General features: G+C 50.0%; 18 protein-coding genes. 4 read left to right on the top strand and 14 right to left on the bottom strand.

What is annotated here, in order from left to right:
* Positions 1 to 6: 6 nt before the first annotated feature.
* From BMW93_RS10105 to BMW93_RS10095, 3 genes are all read right to left on the bottom strand, one after another.
* Positions 7 to 2,481: a TonB-dependent siderophore receptor gene (locus tag BMW93_RS10105; RefSeq protein WP_090375122.1), complete on the bottom strand. Its 2,475-nt coding sequence runs from the start codon at positions 2,479 to 2,481 to the stop codon at positions 7 to 9.
* 201 nt (positions 2,482 to 2,682) lie between these two features.
* Entirely contained in the window at positions 2,683 to 3,510 is an 828-nt protein-coding gene (locus BMW93_RS10100; protein ID WP_090375121.1) for a sugar phosphate isomerase/epimerase, read from the bottom strand.
* A 247-nt stretch (positions 3,511 to 3,757) separates the two neighbouring features.
* Positions 3,758 to 4,186 carry an META domain-containing protein gene (locus BMW93_RS10095; protein WP_090375120.1) on the bottom strand — a complete coding sequence of 143 codons (429 nt, stop codon included), beginning with the start codon at positions 4,184 to 4,186 and terminating at the stop codon, positions 3,758 to 3,760.
* A gap of 259 nt (positions 4,187 to 4,445) precedes the next feature.
* Here BMW93_RS10095 and BMW93_RS10090 point away from each other — a divergent pair, with 259 nt between their 5' ends.
* A complete protein-coding gene (locus tag BMW93_RS10090; protein ID WP_090375119.1) occupies positions 4,446 to 5,306 on the top strand; it encodes an AraC family transcriptional regulator in 861 nt (286 codons plus the stop codon).
* Between the two features lie 13 nt (positions 5,307 to 5,319).
* Here BMW93_RS10090 and BMW93_RS10085 read toward each other — a convergent pair whose 3' ends face one another.
* From BMW93_RS10085 to uxuA, 6 genes are all read right to left on the bottom strand, one after another.
* Positions 5,320 to 5,664 carry a helix-turn-helix domain-containing protein gene (locus BMW93_RS10085; RefSeq protein WP_177194060.1) on the bottom strand — a complete coding sequence of 115 codons (345 nt, stop codon included), beginning with the start codon at positions 5,662 to 5,664 and terminating at the stop codon, positions 5,320 to 5,322.
* A gap of 4 nt (positions 5,665 to 5,668) precedes the next feature.
* Complete coding sequence (locus BMW93_RS10080; RefSeq protein WP_229240326.1) at positions 5,669 to 5,980, bottom strand: type II toxin-antitoxin system RelE/ParE family toxin; 312 nt, start codon at positions 5,978 to 5,980, stop codon at positions 5,669 to 5,671.
* Between the two features lie 122 nt (positions 5,981 to 6,102).
* Positions 6,103 to 7,536 carry a Gfo/Idh/MocA family protein gene (locus BMW93_RS10075; protein ID WP_090375117.1) on the bottom strand — a complete coding sequence of 478 codons (1,434 nt, stop codon included), beginning with the start codon at positions 7,534 to 7,536 and terminating at the stop codon, positions 6,103 to 6,105.
* A 41-nt stretch (positions 7,537 to 7,577) separates the two neighbouring features.
* A complete protein-coding gene (locus BMW93_RS10070; RefSeq protein WP_090375116.1) occupies positions 7,578 to 8,435 on the bottom strand; it encodes a ThuA domain-containing protein in 858 nt (285 codons plus the stop codon).
* Between the two features lie 23 nt (positions 8,436 to 8,458).
* On the bottom strand, positions 8,459 to 9,250 hold the full coding sequence (locus BMW93_RS10065; RefSeq protein WP_177194059.1) for an SDR family NAD(P)-dependent oxidoreductase: 792 nt from the start codon (positions 9,248 to 9,250) through the stop codon (positions 8,459 to 8,461).
* Between the two features lie 24 nt (positions 9,251 to 9,274).
* Positions 9,275 to 10,480 (bottom strand): mannonate dehydratase, encoded by a 1,206-nt coding sequence (uxuA, locus tag BMW93_RS10060; RefSeq protein ID WP_090375115.1) that lies wholly within the window; start codon positions 10,478 to 10,480, stop codon positions 9,275 to 9,277.
* A gap of 144 nt (positions 10,481 to 10,624) precedes the next feature.
* Between uxuA and BMW93_RS10055 the strand changes: the two genes are divergently transcribed.
* Both BMW93_RS10055 and BMW93_RS10050 read left to right on the top strand, forming a co-directional pair.
* Positions 10,625 to 11,644 carry a LacI family DNA-binding transcriptional regulator gene (locus tag BMW93_RS10055; RefSeq protein ID WP_177194078.1) on the top strand — a complete coding sequence of 340 codons (1,020 nt, stop codon included), beginning with the start codon at positions 10,625 to 10,627 and terminating at the stop codon, positions 11,642 to 11,644.
* Between the two features lie 80 nt (positions 11,645 to 11,724).
* Positions 11,725 to 12,279, top strand: a complete 555-nt coding sequence (locus BMW93_RS10050) for a Uma2 family endonuclease (RefSeq protein ID WP_090375113.1) — start codon at positions 11,725 to 11,727, stop codon at positions 12,277 to 12,279.
* 13 nt (positions 12,280 to 12,292) lie between these two features.
* On the opposite strand, the gene BMW93_RS10045 is transcribed toward BMW93_RS10050, so the two are convergent.
* The 5 genes from BMW93_RS10045 to BMW93_RS10025 are packed head-to-tail and all read right to left on the bottom strand — an operon-like array spanning position 12,293 to position 21,153.
* Positions 12,293 to 13,669, bottom strand: coding sequence for a DUF3748 domain-containing protein (locus BMW93_RS10045; RefSeq protein ID WP_229240325.1), 1,377 nt, complete (start codon positions 13,667 to 13,669; stop codon positions 12,293 to 12,295).
* 8 nt (positions 13,670 to 13,677) lie between these two features.
* The gene (locus BMW93_RS10040) at positions 13,678 to 15,897 is read right to left on the bottom strand and encodes a hypothetical protein (RefSeq protein WP_090375112.1); all 2,220 of its coding nucleotides are present in this window, start codon (positions 15,895 to 15,897) and stop codon (positions 13,678 to 13,680) included.
* A 13-nt stretch (positions 15,898 to 15,910) separates the two neighbouring features.
* Entirely contained in the window at positions 15,911 to 16,960 is a 1,050-nt protein-coding gene (locus tag BMW93_RS10035) for a polysaccharide deacetylase family protein (RefSeq protein ID WP_090375111.1), read from the bottom strand.
* Positions 16,961 to 16,975: 15 nt separating this feature from the next.
* A complete protein-coding gene (locus BMW93_RS10030; RefSeq protein ID WP_090375110.1) occupies positions 16,976 to 19,219 on the bottom strand; it encodes a two-component regulator propeller domain-containing protein in 2,244 nt (747 codons plus the stop codon).
* On the bottom strand, positions 19,219 to 21,153 hold the full coding sequence (locus tag BMW93_RS10025) for a PfkB family carbohydrate kinase (protein ID WP_090375109.1): 1,935 nt from the start codon (positions 21,151 to 21,153) through the stop codon (positions 19,219 to 19,221). The genes BMW93_RS10030 and BMW93_RS10025 overlap by 1 nt, the downstream gene beginning before the upstream one ends.
* A gap of 568 nt (positions 21,154 to 21,721) precedes the next feature.
* Between BMW93_RS10025 and BMW93_RS10020 the strand changes: the two genes are divergently transcribed.
* Positions 21,722 to 22,261: an RNA polymerase sigma factor gene (locus BMW93_RS10020; RefSeq protein ID WP_090375108.1), complete on the top strand. Its 540-nt coding sequence runs from the start codon at positions 21,722 to 21,724 to the stop codon at positions 22,259 to 22,261.
* Positions 22,262 to 22,393 lie beyond the last annotated feature (132 nt).

Below are 22,393 nucleotides of genomic sequence, written 5' to 3'. Positions count from 1 at the left end.
ACGCATTTAGAAAGTGTAAGAAATAGTTGCCATGAAGTTGCGCGGCGCACCCGGGAAGAGGCGCAGGTAATCGTAACCGCCTACCCAATAGGTTTTGTTACCAAGGTTATTGAGGTTCACCTGGAACTGGAATTTGTCGATTTTGTAATAAACAGCCCCATTCAGCAAGACGTAGCCCGGCAATGTCTGGTTGTTGTTCAGTGAGAGGTTACGCTCCGTCACGAAGTTCCCGCCGAGGCCTACACCGAAGCCGTTCAGGAAGCTGTTTACGAAGGTATATTTCGTCCAGATGCTTCCCTGATTTTTGGGCGCATTGGGTTTTTGCAGATTCACCAGCACCTGGTCGGTAGCCTTTGAACCCGCGTCTGTGATTTTGGCTTCATTGTGGCTGTAAGTAATGATCACGTTCCAGTTTGGAAGGATATTCCCCGTCACGTCGAATTCGACACCTTTCGCGGTTTCCTTACCAACCTGGATCATCAGGTCAGGACGATCGGCGGCATTGGCGGAGTACAAAGTGTTGGTTTGCGTGATATTGTAAACCGAAACATTCGCGGTCAGGCGACCATCGAGCCATTCTGTTTTCAAACCGGCTTCCGAAAGGCTGCTGCGGATCGGGTCGAACGGCCCGCCCGACAATGGGTTGCTTTGCACAGCCGGGTCTTGCGGATTGTATCCCTGCGTATAAGTACCATACACGTTGATATGGTTCGTCAGTGAATACACGGCCCCGATACGCGGCAGCAATGCGTGTTGGGTTACATTCTCCTCGTTGTTCGTCGTGTAGCCTTTCTTGTCGATGTAAGTATCGTAGCGGAGACCAAGCAGGATTTGTAACTTTTTAATCTTCAACTGTTCTTGCAAATACAAGCCATGCAATTTGTAAAGTACCGGCGTGGTAGCGGCATTCGCGGTCACATTGTAGATGTATTTGGAAGGATCTTCCATGTTGTTGTTTTGCAACGTCAGGTCATAGTGCGAAATGTTGGGCTTGGGAATGCTGTATGTAACTCCGTTCTCCGTGTAGTTGTAGAAAACAAACTTTTCAGGCGTTTTCGGATTGTAAGCCGCCGCGCCGCCCGCTTTAAGCAGGTAACCATTGGCAGTCTGCTGGCCTGAACCTTTTGGCGTCGACGACTGGATGAAATCGTAACCCGCTACCAGTTTATGTTCCGCAATGCCGGTATTGAAGTTGTGGTTGAAGAAGAGCGACACATTATCCATGAACGACTTCGTCTTGCGGATAAATACCTGACGTGCAACCAGGTTTTCAATGGCCTTCCCGGCCGAATCCACGGCATTCACGTTGCTGCTGCGGTGTTCGAGCAGGTCTTCGGAATAACCCGTGCGCAAGTAAGCGACGTTGAACGAGGTGTTTTGGGTAAACTGATGGTTCAATGAAGTGGTGATGAGGTAGGTTTCTTCATTGAGATAATCATTCACCGCATTGAGCGACGTGCGGATCGAGCTGGAATACAGGTCGTTTCCTTTTACCGACTGGCCACGGTCGAGGCGGCTGTTGGAACGGTTGAAAACGAGGTCGAAATTAATGCGGGTTTTGTCGGTGGGCAGGAATGATACAGACGGCGCCACAATGATATTTTTATCGAACTGCATATTTCGGAAGTTCTGCGCATTCACATAGCCCAGGTTGAGGCGGTAAAGCAAAGTCTTACTCTCATTCATCGGACCAGTAAAATCGGCCAGCGTGCGCAGGGTATTGAAGCTGCCCGTTGTAAAGCTCAGCGATTTCTGCGGCGTAGCGAGCGGCTTTTTGGTTACACGGTTAATGGTCCCGCCCGGCGAAGTGTTGCCGTACAATGCGGAAGCCGCGCCTTTGATCACCTCCACGCGTTCGAGGTAGTTCACCGGCGGTTGTTTCCAGAAGCCAGAGAAAGTACGGAGGCCGTTCACGAGCTGCGTAGTGCTTCCGCCGTTCATACGGAACCCGCGGATCGTCAAATCATCGTAAAATGTAAACTGGTTCACACCGCTCATGTTCTTCACGGCATCGCCCATGAGGAACGTGCCCTGGTCGCGCATCACTTCCTTGGTAATGTAGCTGATCGCCTGGGGCACCTCTTTGATAGGCGTCGCGGTTTTGCTGGCGATGAAGGAAAGGTCGTTTTTATACGTCGTTTCGCGACGGCCCGTGATCTCCACGGTTTGTAGTTCCTGGGTATTTTCTTCCGTGATGATTTCGAGGGTAGCTGTCTCGTCCGCCTTCACGTGCACGCTGCGGTTGATACGCTTGATGCCCACGCCCGTACCCACGAGCAGGTAATGGCCGGGAGTCAGTGCTTTGAATTCAAAATCGCCATCGGCGTCGGTAAGCGTTCCCTGTCCCGTGCCTTTGAGGATCAGGTTGATAGACTCCGCGGGCTGACCGGCGGCATTTTTAATATTGCCTTTAATCTGACCTGTTTGCGCGGAGGCCACAGAGCAGCAAAGAGAAAGGATGAGTAAACAAAATAGCCTCATGATGCAGGGGTTAAATAAACTAGCTATTGGCAAAACGGTGTCAAAAGTAGTCTTATTTAGACCAATCCCAAATAATGAATTCTGTTATTCCCTACTCACTTTTCAATTCGTTCTAATTATTCAATTTTTTCTGTTAATACTTTTATTGTCAATCAAATGTGGCTAAAAGTTACATTTGATTGACAATAAATATGGGCAGGATCACCCTAGATTGGATTTGATAAACGCCAGTCCGTCCCGCATGAGCTGCTCTTCGGAATCGAACATCTTGCGCCAGATATTGGCCACCGGCAGTTTCGGGCTGAACGCCTCGATGCTGATCCAGCCGTCGTATTGAATATCGCGGATGGATTGGAACACACCTTCCCAATCCACATTACCCTTGCCAGGCGTAGAGCGGTCGTTTTCGGAAAGCTGAATGAATGAAATGCGGTCGCCGGCCTTGCGGATGGTGTCGCCGATATTTTTCTCTTCGATATTCGCATGGAAAGTATCGAACATGATCTTGACATTCGGGTGGTTCACATCATCCACGAAGCGAATGATCTCGTCGCCGCAGCTGGTCAGGTACAGTTCGAAGCGGTTTAGGTATTCTAAACCGAGGGTAATGTCGAGCGATTCGGCGTAATCGGCTACCTCACGGATTCCTTCGATGCCCCATTGCCATTCTTCTTCGGTTGCAGGTTTACCGGTAAACACGCCCAATGCGGAATGGTAAGGGCCCATCAACCGGCTTGCGCCGAGTACCAATGAACAATCCAACGCGCTTTTCAAATGATCGATCGTATGGCGGCGCATGGCCGGGTCGGCGCTGATGAGATGTTCCGACGGTCCGCAGATTGTGTCCGTCTCGCACGCGAGGCCAAGGCTGTCGAGCTTCTGCCGGAATTGGAACCAATGCTCGGGATTTGTATTGAAAATCGGCACCTCGACGCCGTCAAAACCGATCTCTTTAATGAGTTCGAGGGTAGGAAATAGGCTTTCGTCAATCTGGTTTCCCCACAAAAGGAGGTTCATGCTGTACTTCATCAAAAATCGAATTTATCTCGCTGGCGAATGGATTTGGCGGGATGCAAATGCCCGTGTCTTTTCAGTATACAATCTTAAAGTAAAAAAGTACTGTTCAATATACACGATTTGACGAGTAGTTAGCTGATATTGATAAGTTCCTACCTACTTGCCGGAATATCGGGGTAAAATCGACTCATAGGGCAAAAACAAAAATGGCGGTCCTTTGAAGAGGACCGCCATTGATGAAACTTATAGTAAATGCTGGTTACTGTACCCGGCTGAAAATGAGCTGATTGTTGTTTTCGTAATAAAGAACCAGCCTGTTGGTTTTTAAATCGTACAGGTTTACACTGGGTAACGCATTCACGAAGAGATTACCCCAGCTGGTTTCTGCTCTTTCGGTGCCGCCACCGCCGATCTGGATCGTATTTTGCTGGGCGGTTTCGTAAAAACCTGTTAGAATATTGGTGGAAGTGTTGCCTTCCAGCTCGCCTTTGTCTTTAAAATTGAGGCCAATATCCATCACCCCTTTCGTGGTAGCGGGTTTGCTGATGGTATCATCCTCCTGCACGATGCTCTCCAATTGCCATTTGCCGGTCAACTCCATATTGCTGCTGATTGTGGTGGTTTTTCCACAACCCGTCAGCAGCGAAAAAAACAGCACGGATGCTGTCGGAATTATAAGGGCTTTCATACGCGTAAATAATTTTCAGAACTACCTATGATTGACATCGTACTCGCAAAAAAGGTTGCAACAAAGTTGAGCGGCTCTATAAATCTACAAAAAATATGCCAGTCATCCGAGCATGGACGGCATAATTTATAACGGCTCCAAGCCGGTATTCTTTTACGGTTACCCAAATCTATTTTTTAGGAATAAATTCGAGTAATGGTCGTATTTTGATAGTAATAGTGTAATATTGCGGATCTTTTGGGTAAAATCCTGACAGAATATGAAAGCGCCCATTCACAAAAATATAGAAAGCCAGGTTCGGACGGTAACCGTTCACGAGCTCAGAGAGCCCCATTTTGACCCTAACTGGCATTTCCATCCGCATTACCAATTATTTACCGTTCTGGAGGGAACCGGCAAACGGTTAATCGGTGATTCCATCCAGACGTTCGGTCCGGGTGATACGGTATTCCTGGGCCCGGATGTGCCGCACCTCTGGCGCAGCGACCCGGCCTATTTCGAGGCGGGTTCGCCGTTAATGACGCACGGTATCGTACTCTACTTTCAGGAAGATTTTTTAGGAAAAGACTTTCTCGAAAAGCCCGAAATGCTCGGGCTCCGTCAACTACTCGCCGATTCGAAGAGAGGGATTTGCTATAAAGGGGCGCTCTCGGAACATATTCGCGAGGAACTCATCTCGCTTACTACGGTAGAAGGTTTCAAAGGCATCCTGCAACTGCTGACGTTGCTCGATAAACTTGCGCACGACAGTTCAGGCGAGTTCATTTCAAGTTATGGCTATGTCAATAACTTCAAAGTGTCGGAAACCGAGCGGATGCAGAAGGTTCATAACTACGTGTTGCAGCATTTCTTCCAGGAAATCCGCCTCAGCGACGTCGCATCCCTCGCCGGCATGACGGAAGCCGCATTTTGTCGGTACTTCAAAGCCCGCTCGAACAAGACCTTCATCGACTTCGTCAACGAAATCCGCATCGGCCACGCCTGCAAACTCCTTCTTGAAGACAAATGGACCATCGCGCAGATCGCCTACGACAGTGGTTTTGACTCGCTATCGAATTTTAACAGGAACTTCAAGAAGTACATCGGGCATACGCCACGGGAGTATAAGGGGAATTATTGATGGAGGTTATGAATTAGATCGAACCCCTCGCACTTGGAATGGATATGCTACGATCGTCGACCGTAATATTAAACTGTACATCGGCTTTCAAAGCCCGAAAAACTTTCAGGATTGTATCGATGGTGGCACTATTGCTGCCATTTTCCAATTTGGAGATCTGCGCTTTTTGAACCCCCACGAGCTCGCCCAGCTGCTCTTGCGTGAGATTACGCTCTTTTCTTACCGTGCGGATCATTCGCCCCAGTAAGTCCATGCTCAAACGATGCTCAAAAGCGTCACGTCGCGGGGTGCCTCTTTCCCCTACATTTTCGTCAATCAGCTCTTCCAACGTGTAGACTTTCATTGCTTCCTTTTTCATATGTTTAATGGTTTTTATCGAAGTAATAATTCCTGATTTTTAAGGCACGCTGAATTTCGGCAGGCGGAATCTTCCATGATTTTTTAATAAAACCATGAGTAGCTACTACTAGTGTATTTTCGGCCCGGGTTTTGTCCCAAAAAGCCAGAAGCCGGATTTCTCGGCCACCGTATTTGGTGCGAAACTCCCAGACATGTTGATGCACCTTTTTAAGAAGTCTCGGATCATTGGTTTGTGCCGCCAGTTTGATGTTGTAAAGCACCTTTTCCTTAGTATGCGTATCAAGTGTCAGAAGAAACCGCTTAGCTTCTTCCAAAATCAGTGTGTTGAAATAGTGCATTTGGCAAATTTAAAGATAATGTGTGTTTCTAAATTTGGAAACTTCTAAGTTAAAAAAATATCCTGACCGGTCAATGCCAGGCAGGATATTTCAAAGGGTTAACCCTTCACATTATTCGTCCCATACTTCCCGCGTTGCGGCCGCGAAAGCAAAGCAGTCGCTTCCTTATCATTAATGAATTGTTCCTTTTTAGGATCCCACTTCACTTTACGGCCGAGCTTCATGGCCGTGTGCGCGAGGAGGCACGCAGTACACGAGCGATGCGCGATTTCGGCGTGGCTGATAGTCTGCTTGCCGCTCTGGATGCTTTCGATCCAGTTCTGGTGCTGCTCGGGGCTTTCGTACAGGTGGATTTCTTTTTCTCCGATCACCGAGCCGAGGATTTTAGGATCGCTGGCGTAGAATGCCTTATTTTCCTTGGCACTCTGGGCCGCAACGGGGTCGGAGGCGGTAACACCCACATTTCCGCGTGAAACGAAGATCCAGCCATCAGTTCCCTCGAATTTGACGCCATTCGGATTGGTACCGCCGATTTCCATTACCACACCATTTTCATACAATGCATTCACCAGGAAGTCGCCGTGCACATCCCAAAGGCCGGAACCTTTGGCAGGGAATGTAGCCTTACCTTCGATCTCGATCGGGCCGGTGAGCTCGGTATCCATGCCCCAATGCGCGATATCAATGTGGTGAGAGCCCCAGCCGGTGATCATACCTGCTCCGAATTGTTCAAGACGCAGCCATCCCGGACGGTCGTTAATGTCCGTTTGCGAATGCACGCGGTCCAGTGTGTAAAAGATTTCCGGCGTCGAGCCGAGCCACATATCGTAGTTCAGGTTGGACGGAACCGGCATTTGCGACGTACTTCCACCCGCGGGATCACCCGGAAGGCCCACGTATACTTTTTTCAATTTTCCAATGCGGCCATTACGCACCAGTTCGCAGGTACGTTTGAATTGCGGCCATGGGTTCACCGACCGCTGCTGACTCCCCAGTTGGAAGATAACCCCTTTCTTCTTGATCATATCGGCCATCTGGCGGCCTTCCCGGATCGTCAGCGAAGTGGGTTTTTGCATATAAATGTGCTTGCCCGCGACGGCCGCTTCCATGGCAGGTTGTGCATGCCAGTGGTCGGGTGTACTGATGATCACCGCGTCGATGTCCTTGCGGCCCAGTATTTCGTGGTAATCGTCGTAGGTTTTAACTTCCAGGTATTTCTCTTTGCCGGTGCGTTCGACATATTTCCGCTCGATCCATTCCTTGCCTTTGGCCAGACGGTTTTTGTCGAGATCGGCCACGGCGATTACGTGGGCGGCTTCGTTTTTGATCACTTCCGGCAAGTCGTGCGTGGAACCGATGCGACCGAAACCGATCTGCCCGATATTGATCTTGTTACTCGGCGCATTCTTGCCGAACACGGTCGACGGCACGATAGTCGGGAACATCGATGCCGCGATAATGCCCGCCGTACCCTTTGCGGTGGCTTTCAGGAATGACCTTCTGTCCTGATTTTGCTCCTTTTGATCTTTCATTTTGTATGCAGATTTAGGATTGATGACTGTTATGTTCGTGATTATTTCGAGAGCGCAGGAATAGTACTGCGCACCACATCTTGTGGGCTCGTCGCGTAAGCCTTGCTGTAATTCCGCGGTTTCTGTGGCCCGATAGCCCATTCAATGGCGCCGAGGATGTGCTTGCGCAGGTCTTCCTTTTCGTAATCCTCCTTCTGATGTCCCAATGAAGTATAGAAGGAACGCCCGCCGTCGTATTCATGCCACCAAACCGACGGGAACACGTCACCAAAAGTATCCAGCGCTTTTCCGGCAGGTTTTTGAATGGTAGAGTGGTCGTTGACAGCCAGTACATTCAGGTTAACGCCCAGTTCTTTGATAAAGTAAAATTCATCGATCTGCCGCGGCCAGGTTTTGCCCAAATGCGCCAGCGATGGGTTTTTAGGATCGAGAATCTTTACCGAAAAGCTTTGCCCCGGCTCGTGCCAGAAGAATGTTCCTCCCAACAAATCTTTGAACCAGCGCCATTTGCGCTCAGTACCCGAAGCCGAATGAAGACCCACGAAGTTGCCGCCGGCCTGAATGTACCGCATCAATGCAACCCGTTGTGCATCGGTGTCGAAAACGTCGTTGTTGGTGTTCGAGAAAACCAGGCAGTCGTATTGTTTCAGGTTTTCATCGGTAAACTTCGAAGGATCGGAAGTCGTATCTACCGCAAAGCCATTCTGTTTTCCGAGCGCGAGGATCGCTACCTTGGAATTCGCAATGTTGTCGTGCACGTAGCCCTTCCCGTTTTTGGTGTAAACCAGGACTTTGACCTTGTTCCATTTAATTTTCTGCGCGTGTGTGCTCACCGGCCACCCCAGCCCGAGAAATAGCAGGCAGAGCAGGCATGTTGTCAGGATGTTTTGTTTTTTCATTGGTACTTAAAGAAAAGGTTTAATTAAAATCCTATTGAATTCCCGCCATCCACAGGAAGCGAGACGCCGGTAATGAATTTCGCCGCCTCGGAGCTCAGGAATACAGCCGCCCAGCCGATATCGTCCGGCTTACCCCAGCTAGCCATCGGCGTGCGGTCCATGGCCTTGTCGCGGCGTGAAGGGTCGCCGTTCATAGCGGTGAGCATCATCGGTGTTTCGATAAAGCCCGGTGCGATGGCGTTTACGCGGACATTATAGGGCGAAAATTCAGTAGTCAATGCCTTCACCATCCCGCCCACGGCCGATTTTGACGCGGTATATGCGACCACGCGATCGATGCCGTATAATGCGGCCATGGAAGTGATCATCAGGATAGATCCGCGCTTGCGTTCTACCATGCGCTTGCCGCATTCACGGGTGATCGAGAAAACGGCGTGCAGGTTGGTCTGGATCACGCGGTCGAAATCCTCGTCGGTGACTTCCACGGCATGTTTTTTCATGTTAATACCCGCATTATTGACAAGAATATCAATTTCGCCAACCTGGCTTTCGATGGCTTCGATCAATGCAGGTAGTGTTTTGAGATCCGTAATGTCATTGACAAAGTAGCGTGCATTCGCGCCTAGCTTCGGCAATGCTTCTTTCAAAACAAGCTCGCGCCTGCCCGTGATCACGAGCTGCGCGCCCGCCTGTGCGAGGCATTGTGCAATGTAAAAGCCGATGCCGCTTCCCCCGCCGGTGACGAGGGCAATTTTGCCTTCGAGAGAGAAGACATTCAAGGATGGCGTTGTTTCGATTTGAATATTGGTGGACATTATTTTTAAAATTATAAATCTTGATTAAAACTCCTGAACCGACCGCGCGATGCTCATTTCCAGCCCCCGCAGCTCCGCCAGCGCTTTGAGCCGACCGATCATCGAATAGCCGGGATAGGTCTTTTTGTGCAGATCGTCGAGCATTTGAAAACCATGGTCGGGGCGCATAGGTAGCAGGTTATCAGTATAATGTGCCGCATTCCGGCGCAGCTCTTCCTGATGCAATGCTTTCACGACCTCGTACATATCCACATCGCCATTCAAATGCGGTGCTTCGTGGAAATTACGGTTGTCTTCGGCTTCTCGTTTGGTAGTTCTCAGGTGTACGAAATGGATGCGGTCGCCCAATCGCCGGATGATTCCAGGCAAATCATTATCGGCCCGTACACCCAGCGAGCCGGTGCAGAAAGTGATACCGTTGGCCCTGATATCACACGCATTCATCAGTTGTGTAAGGTCGGCTTCGGTGCTTACGACCCGCGGCAACCCGAGTAGTGGCCTCGGTGGGTCATCGGGGTGGATGCAGAGGTTGATACCCAGTTCCTGTGCCACGGGCGCGACCTGGCGGATGAAGTAATACAGGTTTTCGCGCAATTCCTTGTCGCCAATTGCCTTATATGCATTGAGCAGCTCCTGGAAATTAGCCAGTTCAAAAGCCTCTTCGGAACCTGGCAAGCCAAGCAACACCGTATTGGTGAGTGTTTGAATGTCGGACGGCGACATGTTCTGCAATTTCTGTCTCGCCGATTCCCGTACCTGCTCGTCGTAATCCGCTTCGGCGCCCGGGCGTTGGAGGATGTACAGGTCGAACAGTGCAAAATCCTCCCATACAAACCGTAGCGTTTTGTGGCCTTCAGGGAATGTGTAAGTCAGATCGGTGCGAGACCAGTCGAGTACAGGCATGAAGTTGTAACATACCGTGCGAATTCCCTCCGCCGCCAGATTGCGCAATGATTCCTTGTAGGTTTCGATGTATTGATCGCGAGACGGCAGGCCTTTCTTAATATGCTCATGCACCGGGAGGCTCTCCACGACCAGCCATTTCAATGAAGTATGCCGCGCATTGCCCGCCTCGACGATCGAGATCCTTTCCCGGATCGCCTCCCTTGTCCATACATCGCCAACCGGTACCTGGTGCAGCGCGGTAACGACGCCGGAACATCCCGCCTGACGGATGTCCATCAGCGAAACGGGGTCATTCGGGCCGAACCAGCGCATAGTTTGAATCATAGCTAAACGAATTTTTTATAAAAATATAAATATAATCTTGTATTGTAACCGATTGCATTAACTTGCCGTAAAATTTCAGCCGCAAAGGTTTCTGTTCAGCAATAGACGGGAAATGCCCCTGGAATCCCCTACAAAAAAATCATGATGGAAAAGGAAATTACCATTTACGACCTCGCAAAAATACTTGCATTATCGCCCGCGACCGTGAGCAGGGCATTGAACGATCATCCAGCGATTAACGCAAAAACCAAGGTGCTCATTGCGGAAAAGGCGGCTGAGCTCGGTTATCGCTCCAACACATTTGCGAGCCATTTGCGGACAAGGAAAACTAATACGCTCGGGGTGATTGTGCCGAGGCTGAATAGTAATTTCATGTCGACGGTACTTGCCGGAATGGAGGAAGTAGCTAATAATTTTGGCTATAATCTGCTGATCAGCCAATCGTTGGAGTCGGAGCAGAAAGAGCGTGCTAATGCCAAAACGATGTTCAACAGCCGCGTGGACGGTCTGCTGGTATCCGTCGCTTACGACACTGATTCGTTCGAACATTTCGACACATTCATTAACCGCAATATCCCTGTTCTCTTTTTCGATCGTATTATGGACCATCCGCAATGCGGCGCTGTGGTGATCGATAATGAGCAGGCCGGTTACGACGCAACATACCATTTGCTGGATCAAGGCTGCCGGAGGATCATGCACGTTACCGGCGACCTGCGAAGAAATGTGTACGCCGACAGGCTGGAAGGCTTCAAACGCGCGATAGCTGGACGAAACCTGCCGTTGGATAATCGCCTGATTTTATCGACCGACCTAAGCCAGGAAGCTGGTAAGGCAATCGCAGAGGAGATCGACGACATGGAAGAAAAGCCCGATGGTCTGTTCATCGTCAACGACCTTTGCGCTGCGATTTGCATGCAAGTTTTGAAAGAAAAAGGTTACGCCATTCCGGACGATATAGCGATTGTCGGTTTCAACAATGACCCGGTTTCGCAAGTTGTATCGCCTCAGCTCACTACTGTTTTTTACCCGGGCTACCAGATGGGAAAGACAGCCATGACTACAATGATCGGGCAATTAAATGGTACCAAGTCTATAGATCATTCAGAACCAACCATCCTACGCTCGGAACTGATTATCAGAAGGTCGTCGATTCGGTTGTAGAATTCGTAAATTGCATTACATTCAACGTTTGCCAATCGCATTCTCCTGTAATTCATTATTTTTGAAAACAAAGCAGAAATATGGAAGCTGTGGCTGAAAGACTCTATTCGCTGGAAGAATACTTCGCCTTTTGTGAAACCCACGAAGGCCGGTTCGAATTCGTCAACGGAGAAATCATCGAGATGTCTGGAGAAACAACTACTTCCAATCGGATTGCCGGGAATATTCATCGCTACCTGGACAAGGTTTTAGAAGATGGGAAATACGAATTATACCAAAATGCTGTAAAACTTCGTGTGGAAGAAGGCAAAGTATTCCGCATTCCTGATTTTCTTATTTGTGAAGAGCAGGGCGATGCCATACGATATACCACTCTTCCACTTCTGATAGTTGAGGTTCTGTCAGAGAGTACAGCAAAAGTTGACCAGTTTGATAAGCTCCGCGAATACTCTCGTATTGAATCGCTCCAATATTATCTCATTGTCGCGCAAGTCAGATGTAGCGTAGAGGTTTACATTCGCGACGGTGAGCGTTGGTATGTTGAAGGTTATGATAAATTAGAGGACGTCATTAAACTCAGTTATTTCAACACAGAACTCCCAATTTCGGCGATCTATAAAAAGGTACTTTTTTAGATGCGACTTCTTTTTAATTCTTCTCAAAACCTAACACAAACACCTGCTGCACCCCCTTCCCAGCCTCATTCTTAACCAGCCGGTTAAACGCCAACACCTTTCCATCCGGTGACCATACCAGATTGCCAGTGGTGAATTCAGACGGTTCGGTTAGTACCTGAATCCTTTCGTTAAACGGCGCGTCGCCAACCTCACAAAGCATTATACTGCCTTCATAAACATAACTAACATGCTTCCCATCCGGATGCCAACGGAGGTTGCCGATAATGTCGGAAGCGCATTCGGTGATTTGACGCGGCTTGCCTCCATTCGGTGAAATGGTGAAAATCTGGCTGAAACCCTTCGCATCTTTCGCAAGAAATGCAAGCTGGCTGCCATCCGGCGAGGAACGTACAATGCCTGCACAACCGGGATATGATGTATTCGCCGTAAAAGTCAGACGGCGCTGAATGGTGCCTTTCGGTGGCATCGGGAAATCGGTATCGGTACCTTCCAGCGGCCCCAGTGGGCCCGGTTGGGTTATGTCATCGGGAATATCGACGATGAAAACTTCGGGTACGTCGTTGCCGTTTTTATCCTTCACAGTACCCAGAAATGCCCGTGCGATTTGCCGGATACCTTTTGTAGTCGTGTAACCATTCGTTCCTACCCAGCTGTCACTTGCCGCATGGCTGATTTCGTCGCTTCCCGGATTGGGATTTGGTATAACCCTTACTACCAATGCGCTGAACCATTCACCGGATACATTCTCGGCATTTTCATCCACTTTGACCGCTTTGATCTTTTTGGAAACACCGATCGTCCGGAGGTTACGCTTCTGGCCGGTCGAATCTTCCAGCGCTTTCAGGATAGCGTCATTGTACGTGAAGCCGATCCACTGTCCGTCGCCGCTCCACTCGTGCCGGTGCGTGCCTCCGCGCAATGCGCCGGGTGTGTACGGGGGCGTTACATCGCGCGCGTCCATGTATACGGGTGTATTCGGGCGTGCGTCGTGGATGATCACACCTGTGCGGCGCCATTGCTGGTAGGGGTTTTTTGGGGTGCTATTGCCCAGGCCGTGGATGAATACGACGGCATTTTCCTTTGGACTATAACTCACAGCACCGGCGCCCGGCCCCCAAACCGCATTATCTTTAATATCAAAAAGAACTTGTTTCTCTCCCGTTTCAATGTTCACCCGCTCGATCCGCGCCGATTCAGCGATACCGCCCTCGTCGGTCCTGGTGTCATACACGAGCCATTTTCCATCCGGCGAAAAGTTGTCGTTGTTGTCAAGGTCGTGATGGTAGGTCAGGTCGTGTGTGATCTGTTTTTCTGCGGTGTCGGTCTGGCAGGATTGCATGCTTGCGAATGTTAGAAACGTTAAAACCGGGATAGAAACAAGTTTCATGGGCAAATCTACTTTTTGGGGGCACTGATAATGCCGAGGTAGCGGCCCATCCAGTAGGGCAGGAGCCAGATGTCGCCGGCGCTATGCTCGCCCGAACCGTTGCCGCCGCTCCGGTCGAGACTAAACATATTGCCGTTGTGGCGTTGAATAGGGCGCTCATCCGGTGGCAACACTTCCTTCGTGGACTGTTTGCGGAAATTGGGTTCCAGTAATTCAATATCTTTACGATGGCTGTTCTTGATCACCCAGTCGATCAGGTCCATCGGATGTTCCTGCAAATACCAGACAGATTCGTTCAGGTCAAAGTCTTTTGTACCAGTTACCGCGGTGAAAATATTCCAGGCGCCTTCTTTCTCCGGTCGTTCCGCTTTCCAGTGGTCGATAATCTGCTTTTTGTAGGCGGCTTTAAGCGTATCATTGAAAGCATAGCGATATAGCCCCCAATAGCCGAGGAAATACATTTCGTCATCCGAATGGTTCCAGCCGTCAGACATATGTTTCGCATGCTCGTCGGCATCTTCCGGCGCGCGGCCGATAATGCTCATAGGCCGCATCATATTCTCGAAATAGCCGTGCTTGTTCATCAGCTCAAATGCTTTTGCCTTGTATTTCTCCTTTTTGGTGAAATGATAAGCCGTTTGCAACATGGCCACAATGTTGGAAGAGTTCAGCTTCCGGTCGCCGACGTTTGTGGGGAATGCGTTCACATAGTCGGGATGCCATTTGCCCCACATGGTAGGCTTGCCGTCGTAGTCGATGAGGTACATATTGTTTTTCAAAATGTGCGACATGACGGTATCGATGAGCGTAATGGCCTGCTTCTTGATTTTCGGGTCTTCGATCAGCTCCGCCGCCGCACCAAAAGCGAAAATATGGCCGATTATCTCGTCGCTGCTGGTGGTTGCTTTCCAATCCCATTCTTTTTCGGGCGAATGCTGCCAGCGCTCGATGTCATGCAGCTCATTGATATGCCCCGCACGCTCAAATGAACGTGCCGGAAATCCTGCAACCGGGTTCACGGTATACAGCCGCTCCATGGCGTCCATCGATTCGCGACAGTTCTGCAATGCCTCGGGATCTTTGGTTGCCGCATACCGGAAAATCTGACCGCCGAGGTACATCGACGTCCAAAGGCCGTCATTATCCGAATCTTCCGTGTAGCCGGTCGACAAATCACCATGATTCAGCCCGGTCAGTTGTGAGTTAAAGCCGTTCCGGATGTGGCGCAGGCGTACCTGCTGGTCGAATAGTTTAGCCTTCTCTTCCAAAGTCATCGACTTGAACTCAATTTGACCCAAACCTTTGGTAGTCAAAACCAATACAGAGTTTTTAGGGCCTTTTGCAATATCCAGAACAGCATTACCCGGCAGCCAGCGTTCGCCGAAATAGTAGTCGAACTTGCCATCGGCGCGCAATGCAAATGCACCCTGCCCGGAGCCGAACCATACTTTGCCATTCACTTCTTTGACGGTCGTGATTTTGGTCACAGGTAATTTGCGGTTGATGCCGCCGGTCTGTTTGCCGGTTGATATATCCAAAGAAAGATAGCCGTCTGTGGTGCCGACAATGATTTTGCTCTCTTTTGAAGCAATATCAAATGCCGTAAAATCGGCGCCATTGAGCACTTTGGTCAGTTTTTTGTCCTGAACGCCCAGTTTGTAAACCGATTTATTTCCCAAAATCCAGAACTGGTTCGCATTGGCCTGAAACGCCAGCCCTATCACAGCATCGTCGGGCAATTTACCATTCCATAGGCTTTTTGAATCCTTGATCAATTCCAGCGAAGCACCGTCGGAAACAAGGAATGTAAAATCCTTACCACCCGCAAGCAGATTTGCTTTTGGAAGATTATGTTTTGAAAACAGCGTCCCGGCCCAGGCATTGCTGAACACGACCTGATCGGTGAGGTAAACGAGCTGGTTTTCGTAAGCAATAAGGGCAGTGATGTTTTTGTCCTTCATATACCGGTAGTTCCGGTCGGGAACGACCTTGCCGGGGTACAGAAACTGCCCGTGGGAAGTGTGCCGTAGTCCTTCTTTGGCGAGCATCTGAATAATGCCGTTGCGGTCGGCGGCAACCTGCCTGAGCTGGCTCTGCGAGGTATCAGCATAGTATTTGATGCTGAAATCCTGAGAGTAAGGCTTGTCCTTGTACACAGGCTGCACCTGCGCACGCGTGAAGGTTACGCCCGTCAGTAATAGGAGGGATAGTAAAAGGTGCTTTTGCATTGTATTGAGTTGATTATTTAACTTTTTTTCTTCTGTCCATCATCTCCTTCCAGGTGGTGAGGATAATGCCTTCCGATTGGATGAAGTTTTTCAGGTCGGGATCGAGCATTGAGCGCATATCGGCGTAGCGCGACCCGCCTGAGGAGCTGATGTACTTGAAATCGTCGGTAACGTCGCTGCTATGGACGATCATCATCGCCACGCCAGGCTGCATTTTGCGGATCGTTTCTATGAACTTTTGTGCCTTGTATTTGCCCCATTGTGCAGGGGTTGTGCCGTTGCCTTCGGGTTTCCAATCGCCGCTGATCGTGTGCAGGTCGTCGAGCACGGGCAAGCCGGCCGCCCATATTTTCTGCCCGAATTCTGCCGAGCGTTTCGTGATCTCCGGCTCCGGCAGTTCCATCCCGTCCTTCCATTTGCCCTCAGCTTTGAGCTTTTTGACCAATGGATTATTCAAACACTCCTTTAAAAGCTGATTATTCCCGCCGGGAAACATCACCGGAATGCCAAATTCTGCCCCCACTTTGATATACCTTTCCAAATAGGGAATATGCGCGAACAGCGTGCCCATATGCGAATCCATATGCGTGGGTTTCAGCCCGAGTTTTAATGCCCGGCTCAGTTGCGCGCGGATTTCCTGCTCTACCACATCCGGGCTCGCGTGCTTGATCACGTCTTCCACTTCGTGCCACATACAACCCTCGTCGTCCACCAGCCCTTCGGAATGTGCAATGCCGTTTAGCGGTGGCCAGCGATAATCCTGCCATTCCGAGGTGAGTGTTAGATGCAAACCGGCGTCCATACCGGGGTTCGCGACGGCGAATTTGGCAAAACTGGCCGCCCACGGGCACGGCATCATAATGCTGCACGACGTAGCAATGCCGTTTTGTATCGACTTCTTCGCACCCTCGTTCGAGTAATGCGACATTCCGGCGTCGTCGACGTGGAATATGATGACCTTCGCGCCTTTCGGCCAGCCGAGCTTTTCGGCGTAGGTCTGTTGTGCGGATGTTTCTTGCATGACCAGTAATAGCAGGTTGATGAACAAAAGATAGGTCTTCATATCGAATGTTGGTTTCTATTTTGAAATCATTCCCAAATACCGGCCCATCCAGTAAGGCAGCAGCCAGAAAACCGGCTCGCGTTCCACTTCCGGGTTGCCGCCGGCCAATGTCCAGGGGTTTTTATCCCAACGGACGGTCAGCCGGATGCTGGCGGGTTGCAATTCACTTACCTGTTCGTCTTCGAGTACCGGCGTGCGCACGACTTGAATATCCTCCCGCTTCCGATGATCGATCGGCCAGTCTATCAGATCCAGCGGCGTGTCGATGAGGAAATCCACCGAGTTTTTCAGTTCCGCTTTTTTGCCCAGGCATTCATTGTAAATAAAGTTGATCAACGGGTTATGGTCAGCTTTGCGCTTTGTAAACCATTCTTCGAGATGGTTTTTGTAAAATTTCAAACGCTCCGGATCTTGCTCGCAATGGATCAGGATCGGGTAGAGGTATGCTTGCAGTACCACATCGAAATAGATGAACCAGGCCGGATTCTGTTTCGTCACCTGCTTCATATTGTCGAGATAATATTCCTTTTCGATCAGCCGCAGGTATTCGTTATGATATTTGGCATTACCCGTCATGAAATGTGCCAGTTTCAGGAATGCGAGCATTTCCATCGAATTCTGGGAGCGGTCGGGCAGCCATTCCGGGTCGCGATTCAGCTGGTCCGGCGACCATACCGACCAACGTGTAGCCTTGCCATCCACATCCGCAAAATTGAGGTTATGCTGCATCAGGTAATCGACGATTTTACCCACATGCGCCGCGATTACCTTCTTTTCTCCGGCATTTGCAGCAAGCGTATAATAATAGTAATAGCCAAACATATGCCCGCACATTTCATCGCTGCTCGTATCGCCTTTCCAGAGCCACTTTTTATCTCCCGACAACCGCCAGCGCGTCTCCACCGGTTTGAAGCGAGGCTCTTTTACGAGCTCGTCCGCTCGCTCGCGTTCCGTGTACGTGCGGTTGCCGTCGTGCATGCGCGTCCACGTCGCGGGTATGATCGTAGGTGCGAAGAAGCCGTTAGTGCCTGTCACTTCCTGCAACGTTTTCAGGAAACCGAATGCTTTTTTTGCATTCTCCTTCGCAACCGGGTCTTTGGTAGCGGCATAGCGAAAGCTTTCCATGGCCAGATAGTTGCCGGTATATTCACCGTCATTGTCATCGTCCTCGGGCTCCCAGCTTGTGGTGTCGCCGGGAACGCGCAAATGTGCCTGTCCTGCGATCCACGGCGCGCGGATGTGCCTTTTCATGAGCACATCGTAAAAGAATGCGCTCTTCGAAGCCAGTGTCATGTCCCGCTTTTTGATGGCGCTCACACCCTGCGGCGTCGCTATCCATGCATTGCCTTGGTGGTCAAAAGCAATGTCGTTGACCTGATCATCCAGGAGCCATCTTCTGGAAAACAGAAATGAACGGCTGCCGTCTTTTCGAAAACGCACCACGCCGGTTTGCGTACCTACCCACATCGTGCTGTCGGGCGCGCGGCGCACGGCCGTCACATAAGTCGAAGGAATACCGTCGGTAGTCCGCAATTCCGATTCCTTTTTACCATTATTTTGAATGGTAACCCCGCCCAAACCGCCTATCCAGAGCTTTCCATCGTGGTTGTACGCCAAACCTTTGATATAAGCCGCGATCAATGCGTCGGTTTTGTAGGTGTGTTCCAAATCCGAGGGTGTCCAATGGTAAAGTCCCACGTCGGAGGCTATCCACAGGCCGTCCTTCCCGTCACCGATCACATCGCGCACAGACTTTGCTATGGACGCTTTTTGTAATGTAAAACCATTTGCATCACCGATCCAAAAGCCTTTCGGGCCGATGGCATAGACGATGCCGACGTTTGTACAAATCGCTGAAATGGGGCCAATCGGTCCATTCGCCTTTGTTATAGTGCCATTTTGGTATTGGTACAGCCCATTCCAGTTACCCAACCATATTACACCGCCGGAATCCTGCGCCAGTGCAAACGATGGTCCATTAGCATAACTATCCAGCATTGGTGCCCAGTTACCTGAATGCTTCATTTTTCGAAAAACACCCTTTGCCGTGGCTGCCCATACGTTACCATCGCGGTCGGGGAGGATTGCCCTGACGTCGTTGCCCTCCATCGGCCAGGCCTCATGATAATCCTGTGCGAAAGCCGCATCCTGGTAAAAGGGCGGTTCGTCAGCGACAGTGTTATCATTCCGGCAGCTCCAGAGCAACGGCAGGCAGCCGCAAAGCAGCCAGGCAGTCAGTCGTTTTCCGAATGGTCGCATCAGGCTTCCGCGTAATTTTCGCTTTCCTGGAATAGCAGGCTGATCAGTTTTTTGTGCTGCGAAAAGTCGGGGATGAGCAGCTGCGCACCCGCACGTACGAGCCGCGGGCGCTTGGCCGGATTATGCCCGAAGCGCTGCACTTCATTGCTGGTAATGCCCACCGAAATACCTCCCGCACGCCGGCCTTCCCGGATTTCGTCGGGCCCATCGCCGAATACCGCCAGTTCTTTTCCTTGCAGATTATTGTCGCGGATGATTTTTTCGATCACCATTTTCTTCGAGAACTTGGTATAATCGCGCAACGCGCCGTAAATGCCGCCGTCGAATAGATCGGCGTAACCAAGCATCTCTGCTTCGTTTTTCACATCGTCGGCATCGGTACCGCTGGCGAGGTACATCGTTACGCCGCGTTCTTTGAGCTGTTTGAGAAATTCAACGGCGCCTTTTAATGTATAATCTTCCTGGCCGAGTTCGCCTTTGGCTAGCTTCTCTATCCGCTTGTTTACCATTTCCATAAGGCCGTCGTTGTAAATTTCCTTGTACTGAAATTTATCTAGAATCTGATCTTCCGGTACAAATCCGAATTCGCGGACAAGGTTTACGAGCCCTTCCATCTGATAAATGGTCTGGATACCGGTGGTTTTGTGAATGAAGGCCTTGCATTCCGCCTGTACTTTGTGGAATGTTCCGGCATCGATCGTGTCGTAATGTTCGCCCAGAATGGATTTCATCATGACGGGTTCCATAATCTCCTCCCAACCTTGCCGGAGCGAGCTGATCGTGCCGTCGTGGTCGAAAACGGCATAGCGTATATGTCCGAGCTTGTCGAGGATTTCCGGTACGCAGATCTCGAATTCGGTTTCGGGATAATAGGTGGCTGTCCGCCGGGACCACTCGTTTTCGGCGAGGTCGGCATTGTAAATGAAATCCGGGTCTTTGGCCACCACCACAATTTCCTCGCCGGTTGCCGTGCCCGTTGTAAATAACTTTTGTACCGTCACAGCCGCCGCAAAGTTGCCGAACAAGGCTGCTTCGGCCGGTGAAAGCCCTGCCGCCAGACAAAGCGTAATGGCGCTGATCGCCGTGTCGCCCGCACCTACGGTATCGAGCTTGCCTTTCAGCTGAATGCCCGGTACCTCGTGGTAACCGGCTTCGTCGAATGCGATAATGCCGCGCTCGCCGCATGTTACGAACACCGGCTTGTGGTACCGCGCGAACACTTCGGCGCCATAAACTTTTACATCGCTTACCGGCACATTTTCTTCGGGTGCAACACGCAGTCCGTTCAAAGAAGCGATCTCGCGGTCGTTGCATTTCAGATAGGTGTTCCGGAAGCTGTCGTTGAAATGGCGCGAATCCAGGATTACTATTTTTTCGGGATACCTATTGAAAAGCGCATTCACATCATCGATGAACGACGCGTTGGTAATGCTCCCGGTCACCTGCTGGTTAAAAATCAATGCGTCGCATTCCTGCAATGCCTTTTCAAGCGCGGCCACGAGTTGCCGATCGGTTTCGACGCTTCTTTCATTATATACACCAAAATCAATGCGGGGCTCTTCCTGCCCGTCGACGAGCCGTTTGAGATAACTGTATGTATTGAAATTCTCTTTCTGGATAATGAATGCGCTCGTATCCGCACCGAGTCGCTGGAGCTGTGTCGTCAGTTCCCGCCCCTGCATATCGTCGCCCACGGCCCCGATGATCCTGATACCGGCTGGTTTCAGGGCGGCAAGGTTGGCTACTACATTCCCCGCGCCTCCCGGCGTATAGTAATGGCGGGCAACGGCCTGGGCCTGCAAACCGGTTTCGATGGACACTTCGGAAGTGCGGTCGTCCATAACCCAGTAAGAGTCGAGACAAAAGTCGCCATACACGGCGACCCGAACGGTGGAGATTTTCTCCAAGATCTGATTGATGCGGCTTTGATCCATGAGCAAAAGTTGGTCCGGATTTAGGATAAAATGGATATGGGTATCGAGCTGTTTCTGGTAATACGGCCGATGCCGGAAGGAGGGCTATTTTCAGTTCTGCGATTTGCCGCAAATGTTATAAAATTGTTAAATGCAGCACTCCCAACACAGGTGCAAAACGGCAGGCTACTTCCAACTATTTTCCACTAAGAAGTGGCTGGTAATGAGCAAATATGCAATAAATGATAAGTTACTATTATGTTATGATTAAATCGTACAACGCTGCGCAAATTGAAGATATTTTTACGCAGTTTGCGATTCAGATTTTAGGATCGGGGGCGTAGATTTATCCATCAATTGCAAATACCCACTCAAAAGAAAACATTGCAGATTGTTTCAAAGGCAGAATTTTTCGCTGCCGGTGCGATGTTGAAAACAACTTTATTTTAATACCCTATTAATTGCCGACTTACCACATAGTGATTTGATGCCGGTTGATAAATAGGATGATAACAAGAATAAAAGTTTTTTAATTAATAAAAGAAATCTTTTACCTAGTCCCCTTTTCTATAAGCTAAACTGTACGACTGTGGCCTACCCCGACGAAAATACCCTGATCAGAGTGACGCAAGGCGACGAAGCGGCCTTTGCGGAGTTGTATAACCACTACAAAACACCTGCACTGCGGTTTACGGTTTCATTGCTCAAAGACGAGGAAGAAGCTGAAAACATGGTTCAAGACGTGTTTATCAAAATCTGGGTAAGACGCACCCAGATTAAGCCGGACTATAATTTTAATTCATACCTGTTTACCTGCCTGCGCAATATGGCGTTCGACCATTTCAAAAAGCTGGAAAAGAGCGAGCAGCTGCGTAAGCATTACCTGGAAGCGATCCGCGCTGCCGGTGACGAGGAGAGGGAGGAATCTGAACGGAGGCTGACCGTCGTGCAGGCGGCTGTCGAATCGTTGTCGATCAAACGCCGGCAGATTTTGAAACTGAATATTGAAGAAGGGAAATCCTACCAGGAAATCGCGGAGTTTTTAAGAATATCTAAAAACACGGTCAAAAACCAACTGGTGAAAGCCAAACAGATCCTGCGCGAAAAAGTGGATCTGGCAACGATATAGCACCCTGGTTAGCTCAGAATTATATTCCTAAAACCTTAAAAGAGGGTGTCTCAAAAAGGCACCTTCTTTTGTTATATGGGCTTTGCCGATTTTCTGTGATTGATTATCTTTAGGTATTAGCAATCCAGGAAA

This window comes from Dyadobacter sp. SG02 (assembly GCF_900109045.1).
Classification (GTDB): domain Bacteria; phylum Bacteroidota; class Bacteroidia; order Cytophagales; family Spirosomataceae; genus Dyadobacter.
This window is presented reverse-complemented; position numbering and strand designations above follow the sequence as displayed.

Excerpts from the sequence above, each read along its gene's own strand:
- BMW93_RS10105 (WP_090375122.1), bottom strand. The coding sequence starts at position 2,481 with ATGAGGCTATTTTGTTTACTCATCCTTTCTCTTTGCTGCTCTGTGGCC.
- BMW93_RS10035 (WP_090375111.1), bottom strand. The coding sequence starts at position 16,960 with ATGAAGACCTATCTTTTGTTCATCAACCTGCTATTACTGGTCATGCAA.
- BMW93_RS10095 (WP_090375120.1), bottom strand. The coding sequence starts at position 4,186 with ATGAAAGCCCTTATAATTCCGACAGCATCCGTGCTGTTTTTTTCGCTG.
- uxuA (WP_090375115.1), bottom strand. The coding sequence starts at position 10,480 with ATGATTCAAACTATGCGCTGGTTCGGCCCGAATGACCCCGTTTCGCTG.
- BMW93_RS10085 (WP_177194060.1), bottom strand. The coding sequence starts at position 5,664 with ATGAAAAAGGAAGCAATGAAAGTCTACACGTTGGAAGAGCTGATTGAC.
- BMW93_RS10040 (WP_090375112.1), bottom strand. The coding sequence starts at position 15,897 with ATGCAAAAGCACCTTTTACTATCCCTCCTATTACTGACGGGCGTAACC.
- BMW93_RS10050 (WP_090375113.1), top strand. The coding sequence starts at position 11,725 with ATGGAAGCTGTGGCTGAAAGACTCTATTCGCTGGAAGAATACTTCGCC.
- BMW93_RS10045 (WP_229240325.1), bottom strand. The coding sequence starts at position 13,669 with ATGAAACTTGTTTCTATCCCGGTTTTAACGTTTCTAACATTCGCAAGC.
- BMW93_RS10025 (WP_090375109.1), bottom strand. The coding sequence starts at position 21,153 with ATGGATCAAAGCCGCATCAATCAGATCTTGGAGAAAATCTCCACCGTT.
- BMW93_RS10090 (WP_090375119.1), top strand. The coding sequence starts at position 4,446 with ATGAAAGCGCCCATTCACAAAAATATAGAAAGCCAGGTTCGGACGGTA.
- BMW93_RS10075 (WP_090375117.1), bottom strand. The coding sequence starts at position 7,536 with ATGAAAGATCAAAAGGAGCAAAATCAGGACAGAAGGTCATTCCTGAAA.
- BMW93_RS10065 (WP_177194059.1), bottom strand. The coding sequence starts at position 9,250 with ATGTCCACCAATATTCAAATCGAAACAACGCCATCCTTGAATGTCTTC.
- BMW93_RS10100 (WP_090375121.1), bottom strand. The coding sequence starts at position 3,510 with ATGAAGTACAGCATGAACCTCCTTTTGTGGGGAAACCAGATTGACGAA.
- BMW93_RS10030 (WP_090375110.1), bottom strand. The coding sequence starts at position 19,219 with ATGCGACCATTCGGAAAACGACTGACTGCCTGGCTGCTTTGCGGCTGC.
- BMW93_RS10055 (WP_177194078.1), top strand. The coding sequence starts at position 10,625 with ATGGAAAAGGAAATTACCATTTACGACCTCGCAAAAATACTTGCATTA.
- BMW93_RS10070 (WP_090375116.1), bottom strand. The coding sequence starts at position 8,435 with ATGAAAAAACAAAACATCCTGACAACATGCCTGCTCTGCCTGCTATTT.